Annotated in this window: 16 protein-coding genes; 9 read left to right on the top strand and 7 right to left on the bottom strand. The window is 65.2% G+C overall.

Translation table 11 applies throughout. The features are described from left to right. Positions 1-36: 36 nt before the first annotated feature. Positions 37-1,233 carry an acyl-CoA dehydrogenase family protein gene (locus QGV55_RS13040; RefSeq protein WP_281016354.1) on the bottom strand — a complete coding sequence of 399 codons (1,197 nt, stop codon included), beginning with the start codon at positions 1,231-1,233 and terminating at the stop codon, positions 37-39. Between the two features lie 94 nt (positions 1,234-1,327). Beyond that, positions 1,328-1,966 carry a hypothetical protein gene (locus QGV55_RS13035; RefSeq protein WP_281016355.1) on the bottom strand — a complete coding sequence of 213 codons (639 nt, stop codon included), beginning with the start codon at positions 1,964-1,966 and terminating at the stop codon, positions 1,328-1,330. Positions 1,967-2,030: 64 nt separating this feature from the next. Between QGV55_RS13035 and QGV55_RS13030 the strand changes: the two genes are divergently transcribed. From QGV55_RS13030 to QGV55_RS13000, 7 genes are all read left to right on the top strand, one after another. Continuing rightward, positions 2,031-2,918: an EamA family transporter gene (locus tag QGV55_RS13030; RefSeq protein WP_281016356.1), complete on the top strand. Its 888-nt coding sequence runs from the start codon at positions 2,031-2,033 to the stop codon at positions 2,916-2,918. Between the two features lie 61 nt (positions 2,919-2,979). Then, on the top strand, positions 2,980-3,738 hold the full coding sequence (locus tag QGV55_RS13025; RefSeq protein WP_281016357.1) for a methyltransferase domain-containing protein: 759 nt from the start codon (positions 2,980-2,982) through the stop codon (positions 3,736-3,738). Further along, entirely contained in the window at positions 3,735-5,309 is a 1,575-nt protein-coding gene (locus QGV55_RS13020) for a sulfatase-like hydrolase/transferase (protein ID WP_281019960.1), read from the top strand. The genes QGV55_RS13025 and QGV55_RS13020 overlap by 4 nt, the downstream gene beginning before the upstream one ends. 211 nt (positions 5,310-5,520) lie before the next feature. Continuing rightward, on the top strand, positions 5,521-8,808 hold the full coding sequence (locus tag QGV55_RS13015) for a hypothetical protein (RefSeq protein ID WP_281016359.1): 3,288 nt from the start codon (positions 5,521-5,523) through the stop codon (positions 8,806-8,808). Continuing rightward, entirely contained in the window at positions 8,808-9,536 is a 729-nt protein-coding gene (locus tag QGV55_RS13010; protein ID WP_281016360.1) for a hypothetical protein, read from the top strand. The genes QGV55_RS13015 and QGV55_RS13010 overlap by 1 nt, the downstream gene beginning before the upstream one ends. Continuing rightward, a complete protein-coding gene (locus tag QGV55_RS13005) occupies positions 9,533-10,036 on the top strand; it encodes a hypothetical protein (RefSeq protein WP_281016361.1) in 504 nt (167 codons plus the stop codon). Before QGV55_RS13010 ends, QGV55_RS13005 begins: the two co-directional genes overlap by 4 nt. Further along, positions 10,033-12,267, top strand: a complete 2,235-nt coding sequence (locus QGV55_RS13000; RefSeq protein WP_281016362.1) for a hypothetical protein — start codon at positions 10,033-10,035, stop codon at positions 12,265-12,267. The genes QGV55_RS13005 and QGV55_RS13000 overlap by 4 nt, the downstream gene beginning before the upstream one ends. Positions 12,268-12,300: 33 nt before the next feature. Here the strand turns inward: QGV55_RS13000 and QGV55_RS12995 are convergent, their stop codons facing one another. From QGV55_RS12995 to QGV55_RS12985, 3 genes are all read right to left on the bottom strand, one after another. Further along, on the bottom strand, positions 12,301-14,784 hold the full coding sequence (locus QGV55_RS12995; RefSeq protein WP_281016363.1) for a heparinase II/III family protein: 2,484 nt from the start codon (positions 14,782-14,784) through the stop codon (positions 12,301-12,303). Next, positions 14,784-16,853 carry an HD domain-containing phosphohydrolase gene (locus QGV55_RS12990; RefSeq protein WP_281016364.1) on the bottom strand — a complete coding sequence of 690 codons (2,070 nt, stop codon included), beginning with the start codon at positions 16,851-16,853 and terminating at the stop codon, positions 14,784-14,786. The genes QGV55_RS12995 and QGV55_RS12990 overlap by 1 nt, the downstream gene beginning before the upstream one ends. 86 nt (positions 16,854-16,939) lie before the next feature. Further along, positions 16,940-17,329: a VOC family protein gene (locus QGV55_RS12985; RefSeq protein ID WP_281016365.1), complete on the bottom strand. Its 390-nt coding sequence runs from the start codon at positions 17,327-17,329 to the stop codon at positions 16,940-16,942. Here QGV55_RS12985 and soxA point away from each other — a divergent pair. Both soxA and QGV55_RS12975 read left to right on the top strand, forming a co-directional pair. Continuing rightward, positions 17,328-18,110, top strand: a complete 783-nt coding sequence (gene soxA / locus QGV55_RS12980) for a sulfur oxidation c-type cytochrome SoxA (protein ID WP_281016366.1) — start codon at positions 17,328-17,330, stop codon at positions 18,108-18,110. The genes QGV55_RS12985 and soxA overlap by 2 nt on opposite strands. A gap of 110 nt (positions 18,111-18,220) precedes the next feature. Beyond that, on the top strand, positions 18,221-18,997 hold the full coding sequence (locus QGV55_RS12975) for an SDR family oxidoreductase (protein WP_281016367.1): 777 nt from the start codon (positions 18,221-18,223) through the stop codon (positions 18,995-18,997). Between the two features lie 75 nt (positions 18,998-19,072). Here QGV55_RS12975 and QGV55_RS12970 read toward each other — a convergent pair whose 3' ends face one another. Then, the gene (locus QGV55_RS12970; RefSeq protein WP_281016368.1) at positions 19,073-20,083 is read right to left on the bottom strand and encodes an NAD(P)-dependent alcohol dehydrogenase; all 1,011 of its coding nucleotides are present in this window, start codon (positions 20,081-20,083) and stop codon (positions 19,073-19,075) included. A gap of 66 nt (positions 20,084-20,149) precedes the next feature. Continuing rightward, positions 20,150-21,430 carry an ArgE/DapE family deacylase gene (locus QGV55_RS12965; protein WP_281016369.1) on the bottom strand — a complete coding sequence of 427 codons (1,281 nt, stop codon included), beginning with the start codon at positions 21,428-21,430 and terminating at the stop codon, positions 20,150-20,152. Positions 21,431-21,511: the final 81 nt, after the last annotated feature.

Raw genomic sequence — 21,511 nt, 5'->3', positions numbered from 1 at the left:
CACATGATCCCGGAATACCGCCAGCGCGGCACCCGTCTACAATCCTAACACCATCTTCGCGATGATGTTCTTCTGAACCTCACTCGACCCGCCGGCAATGGTGATTGCCCGCATGAACAGGTGTTGCCCCATGACACCCTCAGCCGCCTCCGGCCCCACCGGAGACCAGTTGCTGCCTGGAGTCCGGTCTGCCAATTCATAGGGCGCGGCATAGTAACCCAAGGCCTCCACCGTCAATTCGGTAATGGCCTGCGTCACCTCCGAACCCAACAGCTTCAGCATACTGGCCTCACCGCCCGGGGGCGATCCCTCCTGCATAGCGGCGAGGATACGGAGATTGCAATACTCCAGCGCGGTAAGCTTTACCTCCGTTTCGGCCACCTTGCGGGAAAATACCGCATCGTCGAGCAGCCTGTCGCCACTGGCGGGTGTATCTGCGGCCATTTCCTTCAGCCGCTGCAGCAGCTTCTTGTTCCAGGCCACTTCCGCGATGCCGGCGCGTTCGTTGCCGAGCAGGAACTTGGCGTAGGTCCAGCCCCTGTTCTCTTCCCCGATGCGGTTGGCAACCGGTACGCGGACGTTCTCGAAGAAGACCTCGTTCACGTGATGGCCCTGATCCATCAGGATCAGCGGGCGCACCGTGATGCCCGGTGTCTTCATGTCGATCAGCAGGAAACTGATGCCTTCCTGGTGCTTGCCTTCCTTCCTGGTGCGGACCAGGCAGAAGATCCAGTCGGCATGGTGCGCCAGCGAGGTCCAGATCTTCTGGCCGTTGATGATGTAGTCATCACCGTCGCGCACCGCGGCGGTCTGCAGGCTGGCGAGGTCCGAACCCGATCCCGGCTCCGAATAGCCCTGGCACCACCAGTGTTCGCCGGACAGCAGGCGCGGCAGGAAGAATTCCTTCTGGTCCGGTCGACCGAAGGTGAAGATCACCGGACCAACCATCTGCAGCCCGAACGGCAGCAGCGGCGGCGCATCGGCGGCATGGCATTCCTCGTCGAAGATGTGGCGCTGTGCCGGGGTCCAGTCGCAGCCGCCATACTCCTTCGGCCATGAACCGGCGATCCATCCGCGGGCATGCAGTATCCGCTGCCAACGCAGATAGTCCTCGCGCTCCAGCTCCTGGCGCTGGCGCACCTTGTGGCGCAGATCGTCAGGCAGCTCCGCCTCCAGAAAGGTGCGGACTTCAGCGCGAAAGGCCTGTTCGTCGGGCGAGAACGCCAGATCCATCCTTCATGCTCCTCCCCAGGAATTGATCATCTGCGCGCGACAATATTGGGCCGCGACAGGGCTGTCGAGCATCTGCGGAGCACGACAGTCATGCTCAGGCATCCAGTTCCGCAGCCAGGGCACGCATCGCGGTCGCGGGGCTGGTCATCACGGGCCGCTGCGCCAGTTGCGCCGCCGGTGCCATGGAGGCCTGGGCCAGGGCGATCGCATCATATTCGTCGGGGGTGGCATCGACGGCATTGGCAATGGCGCGGGCATAGCCGGTGATGTCCCCATCCGCCAGAAGCTGGGCCGCACCCTCGACGATGATAAGATCCAGGCGGATATGGCGGTCCAGCTTTCCGGCGACCGACTGAAACAGATCCCGGGTCGGTTCGATGGTGGAGTTCAGCGTGACCAGCGCCGCGATTCGCGGGCCCCGGGTAACCGCCGCCTCCGCCAGCGCCCGGTCGACCCGTATGACGGGACGCCCCATCCCGGCCAGGGTGTCCGCCACCGGACCGAGGGTCGAACAGGTGCAGATCAGGCGGTCTGCACCTTCCAGGGACTCGACCATCTGACTCGCGGCATTGCTGCGAATCGTCTCGTTCAGACCGCCGGCGATGCGGGCGGACTCCAGCAGGGCCGGCCGGACCACATGACGGCGGGCACCGGGCAGCCCGGCTGTCCGCGCGGCAGTCTCGAACAGATCGACGTTGCTGTCCGCCGTATGGAAGAATACCAGTTCGCCCAAGACATGATCCTCCCGACTGTGGCACCGTCGCCGCACCGTCTCCTGTGAACCACAGAGTGCACTGATGCCACAAGCGACTACGCGTGCAACCCTTATCGGAATTGCGGCGGTTCTCTCCTGGGCCCTGCTCGCCCTGATGACGGCTGCCAGTGGATCGGTGCCGCCGCTGCAACTGACGGCGATGAGTTTCGCGATAGCCTTTCTGATCGCGCTGATGGTCTGGGGCCGACGCGGACAGAACCCGCTGCGACGGCTGCGGCACCCACCGGCGGTATGGCTGCTGGGGGTTGCCGGGCTGTTCGGATATCACGCCATGTATTTCGTGGCGTTGCGCAATGCACCGGTGGTGGAGGCGAGCCTGATCGCCTATCTCTGGCCGCTGCTGATCGTGCTCTTCTCGGCCCTGCTGCCGGGGCAGCGCCTGAAGGCCATTCATGTCGTCGGGGCGCTGCTGGGGTTCACCGGCGCGGTGCTGATCGTTGCACGCAAGGGACTGCGCTTCGATCCGGCATTCCTGTCAGGCTATCTGGCGGCAATGGCCTGCGCGCTGATCTGGTCGAGCTATTCCGTGCTCAACCGCCGCTTTGCCGAGGTGCCGACGGATGCCGTCGGGGGCTTCTGCGGCGTTACCGCCATCGGCGCGCTTGTGCTGCATCTGTCGTTCGAGACCACGGTCATGCCGGTCGGTATCGAGTGGCTGGCGATCCTGGGTCTTGGTCTGGGGCCGGTGGGGGGCGCGTTCTTCCTCTGGGACCATGCCACGAAGCGTGGCGACCTGCGCGTGCTGGGTGCCGCTGCCTACCTTGCCCCGCTTCTGTCCACGCTGGTGCTGGTGGCTGCGGGGCAGGCGGTGGCGACCTGGCAGGTCGGGCTGGCGTGTCTGCTGATCACGGGCGGGGCGGTACTGGCCAGCCTCGACATGCTGCGTCGCGCGCCGCATGATCCCATCTGACCCGGAAGCCGCTGGATCCTGGCACGGGATGGGAACCTGATACGGGGACTGCAGGCGACACATGTGGCGTCCGGACATCATCGACCTCAGCCAGTTCTATTCGGCACCTCTCGGGCACCTGGTCCGTCGCCACGTGCGGCAGTCGCTGGCCCAGCTCTGGCCCGATGTGCGCGGACAGAAGATACTGGGAATCGGCTATGCCACCCCCTTCATCCGGCCGTTCCTGGAGCAGGCTGACCGGGTGATTGCGGCGATGCCCGCCAACCAGGGTATCCAGCACTGGCCCCGCGAAGGTCCGAACCGTGTCTTTCTGGGTGACGAGCTGGAGCTGCCGCTGCCGGACCAGAGCATGGACAGGATCATCGTCGTCCACGCGCTGGAGACGACGGAAGCGGCCAGGCCCCTGCTGCGCGAGATCTGGCGGGTGATGGACAGTGGCGGACGTGCCCTGTTCATCGTGCCGAACCGTCGCGGACTCTGGTCACGGGCGGAGCATACGCCGTTCGGACACGGCCATCCCTATACCACCGGACAGCTTTCACGCCTGCTGCGCGCCAACATGTTCCTGCCGGAGCAGACCAACATGGCACTGCATTTCCCACCGCTTGGCTGGCGACCGCTGCTGCGCGCCAACAGGCTGTTCGAGCGTGTGGGAACACGGGTCTGGCCGGGTTTTGCAGGGCTTGTGATGGTCGAGGTGTCAAAGCAGGTCTTTGCGGTCACGCCATTGCGGGAAAAGCGGCGCAGGCGCATCCGCTCCGCCCCGGCGCTGGCCCCGGCGACACGTACCAGCACCAGGGACGGAGACAGCGACCGATGACGCGGCCGAAAAACATCCTGTTCATCATGGCGGATCAGTTGCGGCACGATTATCTCGGCTGCACCGGGCATCCGACCCTGCGCACCCCGGTGATCGACGCGCTGGCGGCACGTGGTGTCCGTTTCGCGAACAGCTTTGTCCAGGCGGCGGTCTGCGGTCCGTCGCGCATGTCGTTCTATACCGGGCGCTACGCGGTCAGCCATGGCGCGACCTACAACAACTATCCGCTGCGGACCGACGAATGGACGCTGGGCGACTATCTGGCACCGCTGGGTCTGAGGACGGCGCTCGCCGGCAAGACCCACATGAAGGCGGATGAGGCCGGGATCAGGCGGCTGGGGCTGGATCCCGCGACGGGCAGGGGACAGTTCCTGGCCGAATGCGGCTTCGAGCCCTTCGACCGGGATGACGGCCTGCACCGCCTGGCCCCCTACGTGCCGGAGGTGGCCTACGAGCATTATCTTCGGGCACAGGGCTATCAGGGCACCAACCTCTGGCACGAGGTCGCGAATTCCGTGCAGCGCGATGACGGGGAGGATCCGTCCGGCTGGCTGATGCGCAACGCCCGGTTCGCCGCCGTGGTGCGGGAGGAGGACAGCGAGACCCCCTACATGACCCGCCGCGCAATGGATTTCATGACCCAGGCCGGTGAGGCACCCTGGTGCCTGCATCTGTCCTATATCAAGCCGCACTGGCCCTATATCGCGCCCGCGCCCTATCACGCCCGCTACGGCGCGGCTGATGTCCTGCCCGGAAACCGGGGGCTGGGGGAAGAGGCGCCGCATCCGGTGCTGGACGCCTTTCGCCAGCACCCGGAGTCGATAGCCTTCCGGGAGGATGAATGCCGCAACACCGTGATCCCGGCCTACATGGGGCTGATCGAACAGATCGACGACCATCTGGGCCGCCTGTTCGACTTCATGGAGCGGAAGGGTCTGCTGAAGGACACGCTGATCGTCTTCACCAGCGATCATGGCGACTATCTGGGCGACCATGGGCTGGGGGAGAAGGAGCTGTTCTACGAGGATGCACTGCGCATCCCGCTGATCATTGCCGACCCGTCGCCCGCTGCCGATGCGACGCGCGGCACGGTCGTCGAGGAGATGGTGGAGGCCATCGACCTGATTCCCACCTTCATCGAGAGGCTGGGCGGCGCGGTTCCGGGGCAGCGGCTGGAAGGGCGCTCGCTGGCACCGTTTCTGCTCGGGGAGGCCCGTACCGAAGACTGGCGCGATGCGGTCTTTGCGGAGTGCGACTATTCCCTGCGCCATGCCCGCAAGACCCTGGACCTTGCGCCCATGGACGCCCGGGCCTGCATGATCCGGACGGGGCGGTGGAAATACATCCACCACGTCCGCTTCCGTCCGGAACTCTACGACCTGCAGAACGATCCTCTGGAGCAGCAGGATCTGGGGACAGACCCGGGGCATGGCGACATTCGTGACGGATTGCAGGCGCGGCTGTTCGACTGGCTGTACCAGCGCCGGACCCGCGTCGGCATCGGCGATGACTGGATCCGCGACTCGACCGGCATGGCGTTCCAGCGCGGTTACCGCTTCGGCTACTGGTGAGCCACGTTCACTTTCTTGCGAGCGGGCAATGAAGTGTGACAGCGCTCTCGTTCGCGATTTTCCTGACGAATAGCCTTCGCCCCCTGCCTGTTGCCCGCCTGAAAAAATGTGCACGTGTGGGTTGGTGAGTCTTGCAGTTGTGCGTTGCAACAGTAAAACTCCGGGTTATCCATCTCATGACATGCAGGTCGGTATTCAGGGGATTGTGCGGATGGACAACGGGACCGTTGTAGATTTCTTTCGTGGGGCCTTGCTGACGGCGGGACTCGTGATCCTGGCGCTTGTGCCGAACGGCGCGCAGGCCCAGAGTGCGCCTACCCAGATCGAGCAGATGGGCGAGCTTGCTGCGGGAATCCAGGACACCATCGAGACCAATCGGGGTCTGATCAACAGCATGCGCGAGCATGAGGAACTGTTGTCGGAGCAGTTGAACCAGGCCATCGATTCCGGCCTCAACCTGTCGAACGCCATCATCAACAAGCAGCTTGAGACGCTGTTCATCAAGCTGCGGGCGGAACAGTTCGAACGGCTGCAGAAGATCAAGGGTTCGGCGGACCGGATCAAGAACAGCCACAAGGTCTATACCCTTGTGAAGGACATCGTGGACGACACCAACAAGCAGGGCACGGGAACTGCCGTGCTCGGTGCAAGCCTGAACATCCTCGCCACGACGAGCAAGAATCCCTTCATCGCCAACGCCCGCTCGGTGCGGAAGCTGTCGGAACTGGGTGTCATCACCATCTTCGACGTTCCTCGCCGCCAGGAGGTTCTGGCAGAGTTCAGGGAAGAGGTGCGGCGCGCGGAACTGCGCGACCTGGAACTGACCGAGCGACTGGTGGAGAACCTGCGGGAGATCCGTACCGGCCTGACTGTGGAGGGGCCGCGTCGGCTCGATCTCTGGGGTGTCCAGTTGCAGGACGCCGCCGTGCGCGACCCGAAGCGCGTTGCCGCCCTTGGGGCTGAACTGGACAGCTTCGAGCGTGGTTTCGACAAGGCGATCAGTGTTGGTGGCCTGATGCGGCCGATCGTTTCGGTCAAGGCCAGTCTGATCCCGGTTGCCCGCCGCGCCCATGAAGCCGTCAGCGAGGCGACCCGGGAACTGAATGCGCTGCGCCAGCGCGACAATGCCCTGGGGCAGGAGGCGCTGGCCGCGCTCGCCATCATCTCGCGGGAGGATCGCGACCTCCGGGACCAGATCGATGCCGCGCAGCAGCGGGTCAGCGCCCTGTTCGACGAAATCCGCCGAACCGGCCTGGAACGTCCGGAAATATCAAAGGGGCAGGTCAATTTCCTGAAGGGACCCGCCTACACGAACCGTGGCGAACTGGTGAAGGCCCTGGACGCGTTGCAGGCGCTGATCGATGAACTGCCGAATGCGATTGCGCAGCGCCAGACCCGACGCGCGCAGCAGGCCGGTGGCAACGTCGTGCTGGTGAACATGGCCATCGACATGGGCAGGACGCAGCGTCTGGCCGCGGACCCGCTGACCCAGCGGATGACCGGTGTTCCCCATGCGGTGCCCTTCGTGGTGATGGGACGGCACCAGATCGACAGCCGCCGCGACTGTCGTTTCCAGGTTCAGGTGCGTGATGAACTGGTGGAGCGTATCCGGTCCCAGCGGTTCTTTGATTCCGGTCCCAGCTTCGGTATCCGGCCGCAGCTTTCCGGTACCCGTTTCACCAAGGTACACGACGGGATCGTGAGCATGATCCAGGGGCGCGAGATCGGGACCGATCGGGTCGTGGCGACCGCCAGGGCGCTGGTCGACTTCACCCAGCGCCCGACCGTCACGGGCGATTCGGCCACCACCTGCCGTGATTTCCTGCCGAGAATGGATGACATCACGGACGAGGTCAGGATCGACGTCGTCAAGATCACCGATGTCGAGATGGTGCTGGAGTCCTCGATCAGGGCCGATGGCAACATGCTGGATCAGGACCGTGACCTGGATGCCTTCATCAGCCTGGACGACGATGTTTCCGCCCTCCGTACCGGTTTCCGCATGGACCTGATCTCGGTGGAGCTGACCGCACCGGACGGCGTCAGCCGCATCGGGCGTGGAACCCCGCTGTCCTTTTCCGGCGTGGGTGACTTCAACGCGGCCCAGGACGGGACGGGTGTCGCCTTCACGGCGCTGCGCCCGGGCTCCGGTACCTACACGGTCTTCATCGAAGACGATCTGGGCGACAGGTATTTCGAGAAGACCCTTGACCTGACGGCGAACGGCATCGGGATGGAGGTGGAGCCGCTGACCGCCGCCGCCGAGTTCTTCGACCCGGTCATCGACCTGGTCACCCAGAACGCGGTGCGTATCATCGTTGATGGCCCCGCCCGCATGTCCGGCTATCGCGTCAGGTGGAGTGCGGACAACGGCGTGCAGGTGACCACGCCGTTGGCCCGGTTCCGCAGCCAGGGCGGCGTTTCCGTGGCCTCGACCTCACTCACCGCGACGGACCTCGCGGAGGCGACGGGCAAGCGATACAATGTGACCGCCGAACTGCTGTCACCGGACGGCGTCATCCTGGCCCGCGGCAGCAAGGAAGTGGTTGCCAGCATCGTCGGCAATGACCTGCGCCTGGTGGCGAAGGACACCAATGTCGGCATTGCGGCGAAGGACATCTTCATTCCTGCCCGGCGCAATGATTTCGGCCAGTTCGGCGTTCAGGTGCTGACCGGTGGCCCCAGGATCGAGGCACCGCTGCGCTTCTTCGATGCGCGGGTGATCGGCAACGGCTTCCTGCGCTTCGACGGCGACACCCTGCGCGCAAGCTTCGATGCACTGGGCGGCGGTGCCGACACTTCCACCCGTGACACGGGAAACTTCGTGGCGCGGGTGGCGCCGCAGGAGGTTTCGCCCGGCAGCAGCCCGCGCTTCATACTGCCGCCACGCCGGTCCAACAGCGATTCGGCCTTCGTCACCGTGAACAAGCTGAACGTGAAGCAGCGCGAGGGCGGCAATGGCATTCAGACCGTGCTGGAGGTCTTCGGCCCTGCCGACATGGCGTCCTACCGCGCCCGTTTCGTGCTGCGTGACGGCGGCACGATCGACGGCACCTTCGAGAAGGGTGATGCGGCGGCGGAGGCTGTTGCCGAGGTCGCGCCCGATGCCGTGCGCGCCGCCCAGGTGATCGCACAGGGCGGGCGGGTGCTGGGCGAGTTCCGGCTCGGCGACGACGGTCCCGTGCTCGGGCCGCCGCAATTCACCTTCCGCATTCCCAACACGGCAGCGCCGGGACAGTCGGTGGTGATCTTCGCCAATGTGCTGAATGTGCCCTTCGACGACGCGGGGGACTTCGACTGCCGTTGGCAGGCCGATCCGGCCTTCGGGACTTTCGACAGGTCCTTCGTCACCCTGGCACCGGTCAGCGGCAATGCAGGACTTTGCGTCAACACGCTGACCATAGCCGATGACCCGCAGCTGATTGGCCGCGAAGCCCCCATCGAGGTGGAACTGATCCGCATCGTCGGTGATGTCTCCCGGGAAGAGGGGGCGCAGTGATGGTCAGTTCTCTCTTCCGGGCCGCAATCAGGGCCGGCTGCGTCGGCGCACTCCTGTTCGCGGCCGGACCCGTCCTGGCGCAGGGCGGTGAGGTCAGTGTCGGTACCGGCAAGACCTCGATCCGTATCGTCGCACCCGGAACCGGCGGCAACAACGTGACTCGGCTGCAGACGAACAGGCAGTTCGTCAGCCGGGTGCTGAAGCAGGTCACGATCATCAACGGCAACAACCCGCTGAACCAGATCGACCCGGTGCGCAACAACAATGGACAGGTGTTCGCGTCTCTGGAAGATGCCGTTAACGCGAACCAGGGTAACAACAATGGCGGCGGTGGCGGCGGACTTGCCAATTGCCAGGGCGTCACGGTGCAGATGCAGGCCAGCGGCACGGCACCGCCCGATTTCCGCTTTGCATCGCTGGATATCGACCCCAACACCGGCGACTGCACGGTCGTGGCTGACGGCAGCACGGGTTCGGCCCTGATCGCACAGATCCCGGCGAATGGTGGGGTAGACTTCACGGCGGCGGAGGTGTTTCCCGACAGGCTCGTCGGCCTGTTCGAGTTCGATCCACCGGGTGCAATCGATGTTGATGTCCCGCTCGACACGCCGACCACGGTCACGATCAAGGCGACGAACGGATTTACTGTCCAGATCACGGTGACGGTCTCCGCGCTGGGCGGTGGTGAGTTCAGCTTTACCGTCAATGCAATCCAGCAGGTGGCATGATGGGAAAGACCGGCATTCTTCTGATCCTGAGCATCCTGTTCACGACGACCCTGCTGGAGGCACGGGAACTGCGGCGGCTCAATCGGATCCAGACACCGGACCAGTCCGCGGCGTTGCTGCCAACGGGCGCTGTGCGGGTGGCCCGTGTGAACCCGGTGCCACGGGCAGAGGTGGAGCGGTTCCTTGCCGATTTCGCCCGCGACTGGAATTCCGGCAACCAGGGCAGCTATGTCGCCGACGACTTCGTCGATCGCGCCCGGCTGGTAGAGAACCAGGACATCAAGGTCCCGCGCGATGCGGTACTGAGGATCCAGGCGGTGCAGGGGGTGCAGACCGTGCAGCAGGCCCGGCTGACCACCGATGACGGTGAGCGTCGTATCGTCAGCACGGTCTCGGCCACCGTGCGGACCCGGATCGAGTTCACGGACCAGACGCTGGGCTTCGTCGTGCTGACCGGAACCAATGACTTCGTGATGGAGTTCCAGGAAATCGACGGATGAGGGAAGGGGCGGGACGTATGGGGGTGAGGTTGCGCCCGCTCGTCGTGGCGGGAGCCGCTGCGGTTGCTCTGGAAGGCGCAAGTGCGCAGGAGGCACTGGAGATCGGCCAGTATGGCGATCCCCTGCCGGAATGGCGCATCGACGGGACCAACACGTTCCGGGCGGAACAGTCGGGGGTGGCCGGTGACGCCAGCGCCAACCCCAATCCGGACAATGCCTTCGATTTCTTCGACGAGGTGCACCTGAACCTGGAACGGCGCTACTCCCCCTGGAATTTCCTGCGCGGCAGTTTCGACGGTGTCGTGAACAGTTCGGAGTTTCGCTCCGCCAATCGCGGCATCGTGCCGGAGCGCGCGAACCTGACCTGGACCAAGGGTGACGGATCGGTGCCACTGCGCGCGGAGGCTGGCGATTTCTTCGGTTTCTACAGCTTTCGGACCCTGCAGCGTGCGCTGAAGGGTGGGCAGCTTGAGTTGCAGCCCCAGGTCGGATGGCTCGACGGTACCCATTCCCTGCAGTTCAGTTCCGGTTCCAATCAGCAGACCTATGTCGGCAGTGCCTTCGAGAACTGGTTCGACGACTATTTCAATGGGGCGTCGTGGCTGACGGAGAACGGGGGCAGCACCTACTCCTTCAGCCTCGTGCATGGCTTCCGGCAGGCGGATGGTGCCACCCCTGACCGCAATCAGGTGACCGGCAGCTTCGCCGGAGTCCATGATCGGCGGGTCGGCAGCCAGATCCTCAGTTTCGAGGGCGAGATGGCGCTGCTGAACGGGGACATCGGCAACGGCGGTGCCGGCCAGACCGACGCACTGGACTATTCGGTGCTGGCGCAGGTCAGTGGCCGCTCCGAAAGCTCTCCGCTTACCTACAGTTTCCGCTTCGACCAGACCGGGGCGGAGTTCCAGCCGAACGGTGGTGTCGTCTCCTCCGACCGCCGCACGTTCGACCTGCGGGCCGGATACAGGCTGGAGAACGGGCTGGCACTGCGCGGTCGCCTGCAACAGTTCACGGACGCCTTCACGCGTGCCAACAGCACCGACACCCAGGTTGCGGGCGTGACGGTCAGTGGCCCTCTTCGGCTGAGCGACAGCCGTACCGTCTCCATGACCTGGGACAGCTTCCTGCAGGATGTCGAGAACGACAACAGCACCACTGAATCCCTGACGGCCTCATCCCGTCTCGGCCTCTCGGCACCGATTGCCAGCGGCTGGACCGGGCGGGCCAACCTGTTCTACCAGCACGTGGACGATCAGGCGGCCAACACGCTGGCGACGACGCGGGAGGTGGCGCTGAACGCGACACATGGTCTGGAACTGGGCGGGTTTCGCGGCAGCGTGACTCCGGGCCTGCTCTGGCGGCTGATCAAGGGTGCGGGCAATGACGAGGCAGACTTCGGCGCCACGCTGGCGGCCAACATGTTTCGCGGCAACCATTCTCTGAACGCCAACTACCGTTTCCTGTTCCAGGATCAGGCAGGCAACAACGTGCTGGAGTCGGCAGCGCATACCCTGTCCGCCAACTATGCCTACCGCACAGGCCCCCACAGTTTCGGTACCTCGGTGGATCTGTTCCATCGCCAGCCGGAACCAGGCGGGTTCACGTCTGCCTATCGGGTGGGCGTCTTCTATACGCTGGCGTTCCAGAAGGCCACGGCGGAAGACCGGCAGGCTGCGCAGGCCGCCGTCTCCCCGTCGCTGATTCCGATTGCAGAGGGTGAGTTTCCGGCGGAGCTGGACCTGATCGACCTGACACCCAGCATGTCGCTGGCCGAGGCACGCGGGCGCTTGCAGGCTGCCGGGATCAGCGGAGGCGTCGAACAGCCCGGCGCGGTTGTCTATCAGGCGGCCTATCTGCCGCAGGTCGCCAATCCGCAACGGATTGCCCTGCTGCATGACGGGGCCCGACTGGTGAAATCCGCTGCCATCTTCGATCTGGTGGCAACCGGAGATCCTGTCGGCGTGCAGCAGGTGTTCCAGGATATCCAGCGCATCCTGATCCAGCGCTATGGCACCCCGGAGGTGTTCGAGCGTGGTGAGTTCGGTGCCGATTTCGTGCAGCAGATCAACAGCAACGAACTGATCCGCATCAGCGAATGGCGCACGCCGGAGGGCACGCTGCGCCTCGGCTTGCCGCGCCGGACGGACGGCACCGTGCGGATCGAACTGCAGTATGCCGGACGTTTCCCGCCGCCCGGCCAGACGCGCTGGAGCGTTGAGCAGGTGTTCTGATCGGGGGCGGGTGGAACGGCGGGGCGATGCTGGCTAGTTCCGTCCACCGAGGCGCAGTTTCACGCTCTGTGCCTCTATCGGTTCGGGGGGTGGAACGGCGCAGGTTGCCCGATCGACTGCCGCACCGTCGATGTTCAGGCTGACCTTGCCATCGTCGATGGTACCGGCGTAGCGCCCGACTTTGAAACTGACCCGACCGCTGCCTGTCATCCGCGCCGTGGCGTCCGTCGCCCGACTGTCGCGGTCCAGGTCGATCAGGGTCAGCATGTCGAGTGACGGTGTGGCGCGACGGCTGGTGAAGGCGGCGTGAAACTGGTCGACGGGGGCGATGCCGTTCTTCGTCCTGGCCGGAAACGGGAAACCCTTCGACTGTGCCAGTTCCAGGTCCGGTCCTGCGAGCACCTGAATGGCGGCGCGGGCAGCGCCATTGCGCACGACGGCGAAATTCCTGTCGGTGTCGGTCAGCGGCTCGGCGGCATGGAAGTTCCATTCCCACTTTCGTTCCCTGTCGGCAACCATCCGGTCAGCGACGAGCACCCGACCGCCGGGCAGGGAAATGAGGGTCCGCAGCGCGCGGCTGATGCCCTGGCCATAGGCGCCGGACGCATCACCGCGCATGACCACGACCCCGCCACAGCGCCAGTATCCCAGCAGGCGGCCCCTGGCGCCTGGATCGTCGATGGGTTGCCCCATCCCACCGTCGAAGGTGATGGCGTTGTGTGCCCGCGTCTGGCGCGTCCAGCCATCATGATGCTTCGAGCGGTAGTCGTCGTAGTAGCCGCTGTCGAGCAGCAGCGGTTGCCCCCGTCCCATGATGGTGAAGGCGTTCTGGTCGGCGTGGCTGTGACTGAAGGAGCCGAACTGGCTCGACTTGAACAGGACCGAATAGCGTTCGGGGTCGCTGATGTCGGTGTGGATCACACCCCAGCCGATGTCGGGGAAGATCGCTGCATCGGGGATGGCATCCAGTTGCAGCGCGGGGTCGGGGTTGTCGCTCTGATCGCTGAACAGCCGGGGCCACAGCAGGGCATTGGTCAGTGGCGCAGCCTTGCCTGTCCGGGCCACCAGATGGGATTGCCAGCCGTCCAGCAGCGGGTCCGCAAAGGCACCGCGACCGCGTTCGGAATAGAGTCGGGCGATCTCCGACCAGAGTTCGGGACGCAGATACTCGCCGCCGTCGCCGAACCCTGTATAGGCGACACCCGGCGGGGCGAAATAGGTCAGGAACTCCGCAAAGTTCCGTACCCATGCGGTATCGAAATAGGGAAAGCCGGTGCTGTTGTGGATCACGTCCCAGCTGTCGACGTGATTGACGAATTCCCAGACGCCGTAGTTCACGCCGTTGGAATAGCCACCGTCACCGCCACCCCAAGGTGTCACGATCATGGAGATGAGGGGGTAGCTGTCGCGGAACCAGAGCCGGGCGCGGTCGGAATCACCGCTCAACAGTGACGCGATGGCCAGCACATGGGTCATGATCTGGAACCCGTGCGAACTGAGTGCGAACTGCTCCAGATTTCCGTGGTCGTTCAGCATGAAATAGTCGAAGGCCGGTTGCGTCCTGTCCTCGATATGACGCTGGACCCGAAGCTGGGTCTGACGGTCCATGTCGCTCTTCAGGATGTCGTAGGCACGGGCCACGGTCTTCGCCAGCCGGATGTTCAGCAGGTCATTGCCGTCGTGGCCGGTGCGGCCCAGCGGGTTCTCCCCGATCAGGTTGTCGAGATAGAGCAGCGCCACCTGCGTCGCCTGCCGGCGAACCGCCTGCTGCCGATGCACCTTCGCGACCGCCAGGGCATCGTCGATCCTGCGCATGATCTGGCGAAGGGCGGAACGGCTGCCGTCGCTGCGCTGCCGGGCGAAGGCCTCGGCTTCCGGGGCCTCCTTCAGAAAGCGGCGGGCGACGGTCTCGAACACCTGCCATTGTGCCGGGGTCAGAAGCGCGGGGTCGAACCGACCGCTCGCAGGGTCCGCAGGCAGTGACCGCGGGCGCTTGCGTGCCTTGGCGCGGTCGAAGGCGTCCCAGACGGGCGGGACGGAGAGGTTTATTCCATCCTGTCGGACTTCGAAGATCCTCGGTGTGGACCAGCCTTCGGGATCGGCGACCCGGCTGCTCCTGTCGGGCAGGGGGCGACCGTAGGAATCCAGCCGTCGCACCTGCCAGGTATATCTGCCCGGTTCCATCGGACGGTCGGGCCGGAACGCGGTTGCCTGCGTCACGAACTGCATGTAGCGCTGGCCGTCGCGCGCGATCCGGACCTCGAAACTGTAGCGGTCCTGCCCCGAACGCCAGCCGAAGGCCGGTGGGTTCTCCAGCGCGACCAGATTGTCCTCCGGCATCTCCCGCATTTCCTTGCCACCCTGCGGGGTGATCCAGTCCTGCAGGCTGCGCGGCAGGGTCGGTGGATTCTGGTGCGGGTCGTACCAGCCGTCCGCGACAGCCGGGGCAGGGAGACCCGCAGAGAGACCGGCGGTCAGAGCCGTACCGACAACCAGATGCCGTAACAGGCTCCGCATCAGTTGTCTCCGCCGGACTCCGCCTCTGCGGCCGCGTCATTGGCTTGCACCAGCGCCGCAATGACCGTGCGCCGCCAGGTCTTCTCGGCTTCCGGCCAGAGCTGTTCCAGTGCCTGCTCCGGCGTGCGCGCGGCCCGATGGGCACGTTCGCTGATCAGGGCAACATAGGCGTTCGCCAGGGAGACGATCTGGGCCGGAACCAGCAGGTTGTCGCCACTGACCCCGTTCGGTCGACCACTGCCGTCCAGACGCTCCTGCATCTGACGCAGGGTCTCGACCACCGGTCCATCGAAGGGAATACCCTCCACTAGATCTGCGGAATGCAGGATGCTGTCGCGGACCTCGGCCAGTTCATCGGGGGTCAGCCCCTCCGTCTTGGTCAGGATCGCCGGATCGATGCGCAGCTTGCCCAGGTTCATCAGGCGTGCGGCGGTTTCCGCTGCCACGATCTGCGGTCTGGGCAGCTTCATGGCTTCGGCCATCCGCCGCGAAAGCCGTGCAACCCGATGCGAATGGTACGCGGCAAACTGGTCACGGGCGTCAATCAGATCGACCAGGACGTTGACCAGCGCATCAAGCTGTGCCGCCCGCGCTTCCCGCTCCACGACGATCTCGGTCAAGTTCTCGGCGACAATCAGCACGCCATCGTCATCCAGCGGCACATGAATGCGCTGGATCACGGAACGATTCGCCCCGGCCCCGTGGTCGTCCACGTACCGCATGGTCTGATGGCCTTCCCGCACCATGGCGTTGGCCGCATGCAGGGGGGCGCTGCCGCCGGGGCCGAGCAGGTTGATCAGCGGCATGCCCTCCGCCTCATTCGCCGGGATACCGATGTGGTCGAAGGCGGCGCGGTTGCCGAACAGTACCTTCTCCTCCCGGTCGACCGCTGTGATGCCGTTGGGGACAGCGTCTGCCACGTTGCGCAGCAGACGGCTCAGGCGGTCGGATTCCTTCAGTGCGACCGACAGGTTGCTCGCCGCATCCGCCAGCCGGTCGCTGATGGCGTGACGCCAGACGGCGACTACAGTGGCGGCTGCCAGCAGCAGCGCCAGCAACAGGGTGCCCGAGATCAGCCAGATGCGGCGAATGCCACCGGACAGGGCCTGGTCGCTCGGGATCTGCCGGATCAGTGTCCAGCCGGTACCGATGATCTGTCGGCTGACCGCCAGTACCTCATCACCGGCATAGCCGACGAAGCTGCCACTGCCGGCCGGCATGCCCTGCAGGGCGACCGCCGCCCGCTCGGCCATGGAGGCCGGGATCTGGCGCGTGAGCGGCGCGGCCCCGTCGTCGAGAGGACTCAGATAGCGGATATGGCTGTCGTTGAAATCTGTCAGGAAGGTCTCGGCACCGCTTGTCGTGTCGCCGGGTTGTTCCAGCCGATGAAAGAAGTCATCACCGAGCGGTCGGATGGCCACAAGCAGGCCGATCCCGCCATCGGTGCTGCCTTCGGGGGCGCTGATGGCACTGAACAGCGCGATCATGGCCGTGCCGTCACCCGCCGCGAACGGGGGCGAAACCCGGACCTGGCCGGGTCGCAGACTGTCCGGCAACAGGGATGTCGGATCAGGTGCGCCGGGGGTCTGGGCGACAATGTTGTTGCTGGCATCCAGCAGGATCAGACCACCCTGGGCAGACGTATCGTGGCCAGCCGTCGCCACCTGACCGCGCGGCGACAGGTAGCCGCCACGTTCTGCCTCTGACGTCATCAGCCCTTCGATATAGAGGCGGCTGCTGTCGGTTTCCTCCCGCGCCAGTTCCGGGTCGGCAAGGTCGACCAGATGGAACTGCACGGTGCGGTTTGCCGCCAGTCGGAGCACTTCGCCGCGACGTTCGTTGAGCCAGTCCTCCACGGCCGCCTTGCGACTGTCGGCCACCAGGCCCAGGCGGATCTCCCATTCGGCAGTCAGGCGGTCACGTTCACTGTCCGCGAACCAGACAATGCCCAGCACCGCCACGATCGCCACGAGCAGCAGCGCCACAAGGGCCCGCGCGGCGCGCCGACGCATCTGGCGCCGGTCACCGCCTATGGCATCGGAAATCGCGGAAACGCTTGTTTCGGTCATGACAGGTCCAGCCTGAAAGGTGCAGACCAGTGTAGCGCTAACCAATCATGCTGAACAAAGCGTTTACCAGTGAATGGTGATGGCGGTCAGGTGGCCGGACCTTTCAGTTCGACGACATTGCCGTCCGGGTCGGTGAGGTAGATCGACGGACCGGCGCCCTCCGCGCCGACACGTGTCCTGGTCTCGCCCACCGCCACACCGTGCGCCGCAAGGTGGTCGCGGATGGCCGTCTCGTCCCATGGATCCACGCGGACACAGAAGTGATCCATGTTCCGCGCCGCCGGGGTGGAGGCTTCCGGATCACGGCCAGGTACCAGGTCGATCATGCTGGCCCCGGCACGCATCTGGACCAGCCCCAGGCTCTCGACCGTGCGGGCGACTTCGCAGCCCAGGACATTGGTGTAGAAGTCGAGGGCGCGGTCCATCTCGCTGACGTGAAGGACAACATGATCGATCCTTGCGATACTCAGTGACATGAACGGGTTCCTCTTCTCGCTGCTGGTTGCAGCTTCTATCTGGTTCACGCCCGCCCGTCCGGCAATGGCGGAAGACATGCCTGACCGGCCCGCGCCGCCCGTATCGGGCCATGCGCTTGCGACCCCCGCTGTGCAGGAGATGCAGCGCGACAGCTTTGCCAATCCGGCACTGTTCTGGCTGGAGCGGGGGCAGAGTGCCTTCAGCCGGGTCGAGGGTGCGGCGAAGAAGGCCTGCGCGGACTGTCACGGCGCTGCTGATCTGCGCGGTGCCGCCACGACGTTTCCGAAGGTGGTGGATGGGGCGCTGACCGCGCTGGAGGGACAGATCAACCGCTGCCGGACGGTGCGCATGTCCGCACCTGCGCTGGCGCTGGGGTCGGAGGCCATGCTGTCGCTGATGCTCGCCGTGCGGGAACGCTCCGACGGGATGCCGATGGCCGTGCGCGTGGATGGCGCTGCCCGTCCCTACCTCGATCGCGGTCGGGCCCTCTATACCGAACGGCGGGGCCAGATGAACCTGGCCTGCTTCCAGTGCCACGACGAACGCGTCGGCCTGTGGTTGCGGGGGGAGCAACTGACGCAGGGTCAGACCAATGGGCTGCCCGGGTACCTGCTGCGCTGGGGAGAGGTCGGGTCGGTGCATCGCCGCTTCCGGTTCTGCGACGACCAGCGTCTGGCGGAACCTGGCGCACTCGGCTCCGACGATTATCTGGCGCTGGAGCTCTATGCCGCCTGGCGCGGCAACGGGCTGCCGGTGGAGGCGCTGGCCGTCCGGCGATAGCGGAATGGCCACTATCGCCGCAGCACCGATTCCATCCCGTGCGAGAACCATCTAATGTGCCCGGCAGCCACCGGCATCCGGGCCGGAAACCTGAGGGGGAGAGCAAGACCATGATGTTTGATCTGCGCGGCAAGACCGCCATCGTTACCGGTTCCACGAAGGGCATCGGCAAGGCCATCGCGGAGGCCTTCGCGAAGCAGGGTGCCAATGTCGTCGTCTCCAGCCGCAAGGCGGACGCGGTGGAGGCCGTCACCAAGGACATCAATGCCAACCACGCCGCAAATGGCGGCAGGGCCATCGGCATTCCGTGCAACATTTCCTACAAGGAACAGCTGGAGCAGCTGGTTGCGGAAACCCGCAAGGAATTCGGTCCCATCGACATCCTGGTCGGCAATGCGGCGGTGAACCCCTACTACGGTTCCTCGCTCGACATCCCTGACGATGCCTTCGACAAGATCATGAACGTGAACATCAAGTCGAACCATTGGCTGTGCTCGATGGTGATCCCGGAAATGATCGAGCGGAAGGACGGCGCGATCATCATCGTGTCCTCCATCGGCGGGCATCGCGGATCGAAGGTGATCGGCGGCTACTGCATCTCCAAGGCCGCCGACATGCAGCTGGTGCGGAACCTGGCCTGCGAGTTCGGCCACCACAACATCCGTGCAAACGCCATCGCGCCGGGCCTGATCAAGACCGACTTCGCCCGCGCGCTCTGGGAAGACCCGAAGTTCCGCGCCCGCTCGGAGGCGCAGGCGCCGCTGAACCGCATTGGTGAGCCTGAGGAGATCGCCGGCCTCGCCGTCTACATGGCGTCGAAGGAAGGCAGCTTCCTCACCGGTCAGACCATCAGCGTCGATGGTGGCGTGACCATCTCCGGCGGCTGAGGCCCCGACACGGCGCTCGCGGACCTGATCCGCGAGCGCCGCTGTCCGCAATGGGTCGGGCGGTACAGGCCTGGCTCAGATTTCCAGCGCGATCTTGCCGAAGTGCCGACCGGCCTGCTGGTGCGCCATGGCTTCCCGGATCCCGGACAGGGGGAAACTGTCGGAGATGACGGGATGGATGTCATGCGCCTCCATCGCCTTGTACATCGCCACATGCATTTCCCGGCTGCCGACGGTGATGCCCTGGATGCGGCTGTTGGTCATCAGCACGAAACCCATGTTGACCTCGCTCTTCTGCCCGGCGAGCACACCGATCATGGCAATGGTGCCGCCGATCCGCACAGCGCGGAGTGACTGGCCGAGCGTGCCAGCGCCGCCGACTTCCACCACCAGATCGACACCGGCACCGCCGGTCAGGCTCTTTGCTGCCTTGCCCCAGTCGGTGATGTCGCGATAGTTCAGCACCTGATCCGCGCCAAGCTCACGCAGCTTCGCGGCCTTGGCATCGGAGGAGGTCGTGGCGATCACCCGCGCGCTCATCGCCTTGGCGAACTGCAGCGCGAAGATGGAGACGCCGCCGGTGCCCTGGGTCAGGACCCAGTCGCCGGGCCGGATGCGACCCTGTTCCACCACGGCCTGCCAGGCGGTCAGCCCGGCGCAGACAGTGCTCGCAGCCTCGGCATCTGAAAGGAAGGTCGGTGTCCGCACCAGTCCATGTTCGGGAAAGCACTGGAATTCCGCTGCACAGCCCTGCGCCGATCCCCCCAGCGCGCGGGCCATGCCCTGTGCCGTCGGCTCCCCGCCCAGCCAGTCGGGGAAGAAGATCGGCGTCACCCGGTCACCGGGCTTGAAGGCGGTCACGCCTGCCCCGACAGAGGCCACTTCGCCCGCGCCATCGGACAGGGGGATCAGCCCGTCCTGCTTCTGCTTCGAGCCGTAGCCACCCTCCACCGTGATCAGGTCGCGGTAGTTCAGCGAGCTGGCGCGGATGCGGACCTTGACCTCGCCGGGTCCCGGCTCCGGCTCCGCCACGTCGGTGATTGTCAGATTGGCAATGCCGGGCGTCGTCAGCAGTGCAGCCTTCATGTTGTTGTCTCCCCGTTGTGGTGTTTGTCCATGGACCGCAAACGACTCAGTCAGCGCGCAAGTGACTCAAACCGTTTCCACGCCGCACCAGTCGGCCATGAACAGCGCTACCGTGCGCGTGACCTCCCGCGTCGAGCTGATGCTGACGCGTTCGTCGAAGCCATGGATATGTTCCGACACCGGCCCGTAGACAAGGGCGGGCGTGTCGTCATAGAGCACCGCCACGCGCGCATCCAGGTAGGCGGGAATGGTCGCATCGGTCAGGGCCACGTCCCGCACGCGCTGGTGCGCCGCGGCCAGGCAGGCCTCCGCATCCGAGCCAGGTTCCAGCGTATAGCCCTCCGCCGTGAAGCCATTGTAGGTGACGCTGGGCGGATGGTTGGACAGGAACGGATCGTCGATGCAGGCCGACCGCAGGGCCTGCTCGACGCGCTGCTTCGCCTCCTCCACCGAGGTGCCGGGATAGATGCCGGCCCGCACGTCGAAGCGGCACCACGCCGGGACGGAGGAAGCCCAGTCTCCGCCCGCGATCTTGCCGATGTTGATGGTGATCGGCTTGGCCATGTCCTCGAAATAGCGGTGCTCGCCCTTCTCCGCATTCATCTCGGTTTCCAGGCCCTGCAGGGCGTTGATCAGGCTGTAGGCGGCGATGATGGCGCTGGAGCCGACGGTGGATTCATAGACATGCGCCGGGCGGCCCCGCACCTCCACCTGGAACCAGAGCACGCCCACATTGGCGCGCACCAGGCAGTCGTGTGTCGGTTCCGTGATCAGCACCGCGTCGGCGTGATAGCCGCGTGTCAGACAGGCGAGAGCGCCGTTTCCGGTGCATTCCTCTTCGGTGACCGACTGCATGTAGACCGTCGCGGCAGGCTGCACCCCGGCCCGTTTCAGCGCATCCAGCGCGAACAGGTTGGCGGCGATCCCGGCCTTCATGTCGCCGGAACCACGACCATACAGCCAGTCGCCATCGATGCGCGGCTCATAGGGTGGGGCGGTCCACATGTCGAGGGGGCCGACAGGGACCACATCGACATGACCGTTCAGGATCAGGGACCGGCCGGTCTTCTGACGCGGGCGATGGGTGCCGACCACATTGACCGCATTGTCGTAGGAAACATTGACTGGGGAGAAGCCCGGATGATGCTCGATGTCGCCCACGTCGATGGTCCATCGGTCCATCTTCAGGCCACGGTCGGCAAAGGCGTCATGCAGGAAGTCCTGGGCGGTATGCTCCTGACCCCGCTGGGAGGGGAAGCGGACAAGGTCCTGCGTGAAGGCGATCTGCGCGTCGAAGCCGCGATCCACCTCCGCCACGATACGTTTCGCCAGTTCCTGGTCGACCATTGCACGCCTCCTCCGCGTCGATTGCCATTGTCTGTCGGCTGTGCCCATACTCACCGCCAGAGACATGTCGCGACAAGGGAG

The sequence above is a fragment of the Minwuia sp. IMCC3009 genome (genome assembly GCF_029909415.1).
Classification (GTDB): domain Bacteria; phylum Pseudomonadota; class Alphaproteobacteria; order Minwuiales; family Minwuiaceae; genus Minwuia.
This window is presented reverse-complemented; position numbering and strand designations above follow the sequence as displayed.

Excerpts from the sequence above, each read along its gene's own strand:
- QGV55_RS13040 (WP_281016354.1), bottom strand. The coding sequence starts at position 1,233 with ATGGATCTGGCGTTCTCGCCCGACGAACAGGCCTTTCGCGCTGAAGTC.
- QGV55_RS13030 (WP_281016356.1), top strand. The coding sequence starts at position 2,031 with ATGCCACAAGCGACTACGCGTGCAACCCTTATCGGAATTGCGGCGGTT.
- QGV55_RS13025 (WP_281016357.1), top strand. The coding sequence starts at position 2,980 with ATGTGGCGTCCGGACATCATCGACCTCAGCCAGTTCTATTCGGCACCT.
- QGV55_RS13020 (WP_281019960.1), top strand. The coding sequence starts at position 3,735 with ATGACGCGGCCGAAAAACATCCTGTTCATCATGGCGGATCAGTTGCGG.
- QGV55_RS13015 (WP_281016359.1), top strand. The coding sequence starts at position 5,521 with ATGGACAACGGGACCGTTGTAGATTTCTTTCGTGGGGCCTTGCTGACG.
- QGV55_RS13010 (WP_281016360.1), top strand. The coding sequence starts at position 8,808 with ATGGTCAGTTCTCTCTTCCGGGCCGCAATCAGGGCCGGCTGCGTCGGC.
- QGV55_RS13005 (WP_281016361.1), top strand. The coding sequence starts at position 9,533 with ATGATGGGAAAGACCGGCATTCTTCTGATCCTGAGCATCCTGTTCACG.
- QGV55_RS13000 (WP_281016362.1), top strand. The coding sequence starts at position 10,033 with ATGAGGGAAGGGGCGGGACGTATGGGGGTGAGGTTGCGCCCGCTCGTC.
- QGV55_RS12995 (WP_281016363.1), bottom strand. The coding sequence starts at position 14,784 with ATGCGGAGCCTGTTACGGCATCTGGTTGTCGGTACGGCTCTGACCGCC.
- QGV55_RS12990 (WP_281016364.1), bottom strand. The coding sequence starts at position 16,853 with ATGACCGAAACAAGCGTTTCCGCGATTTCCGATGCCATAGGCGGTGAC.
- soxA (WP_281016366.1), top strand. The coding sequence starts at position 17,328 with ATGAACGGGTTCCTCTTCTCGCTGCTGGTTGCAGCTTCTATCTGGTTC.
- QGV55_RS12985 (WP_281016365.1), bottom strand. The coding sequence starts at position 17,329 with ATGTCACTGAGTATCGCAAGGATCGATCATGTTGTCCTTCACGTCAGC.
- QGV55_RS12975 (WP_281016367.1), top strand. The coding sequence starts at position 18,221 with ATGATGTTTGATCTGCGCGGCAAGACCGCCATCGTTACCGGTTCCACG.
- QGV55_RS12970 (WP_281016368.1), bottom strand. The coding sequence starts at position 20,083 with ATGAAGGCTGCACTGCTGACGACGCCCGGCATTGCCAATCTGACAATC.
- QGV55_RS12965 (WP_281016369.1), bottom strand. The coding sequence starts at position 21,430 with ATGGTCGACCAGGAACTGGCGAAACGTATCGTGGCGGAGGTGGATCGC.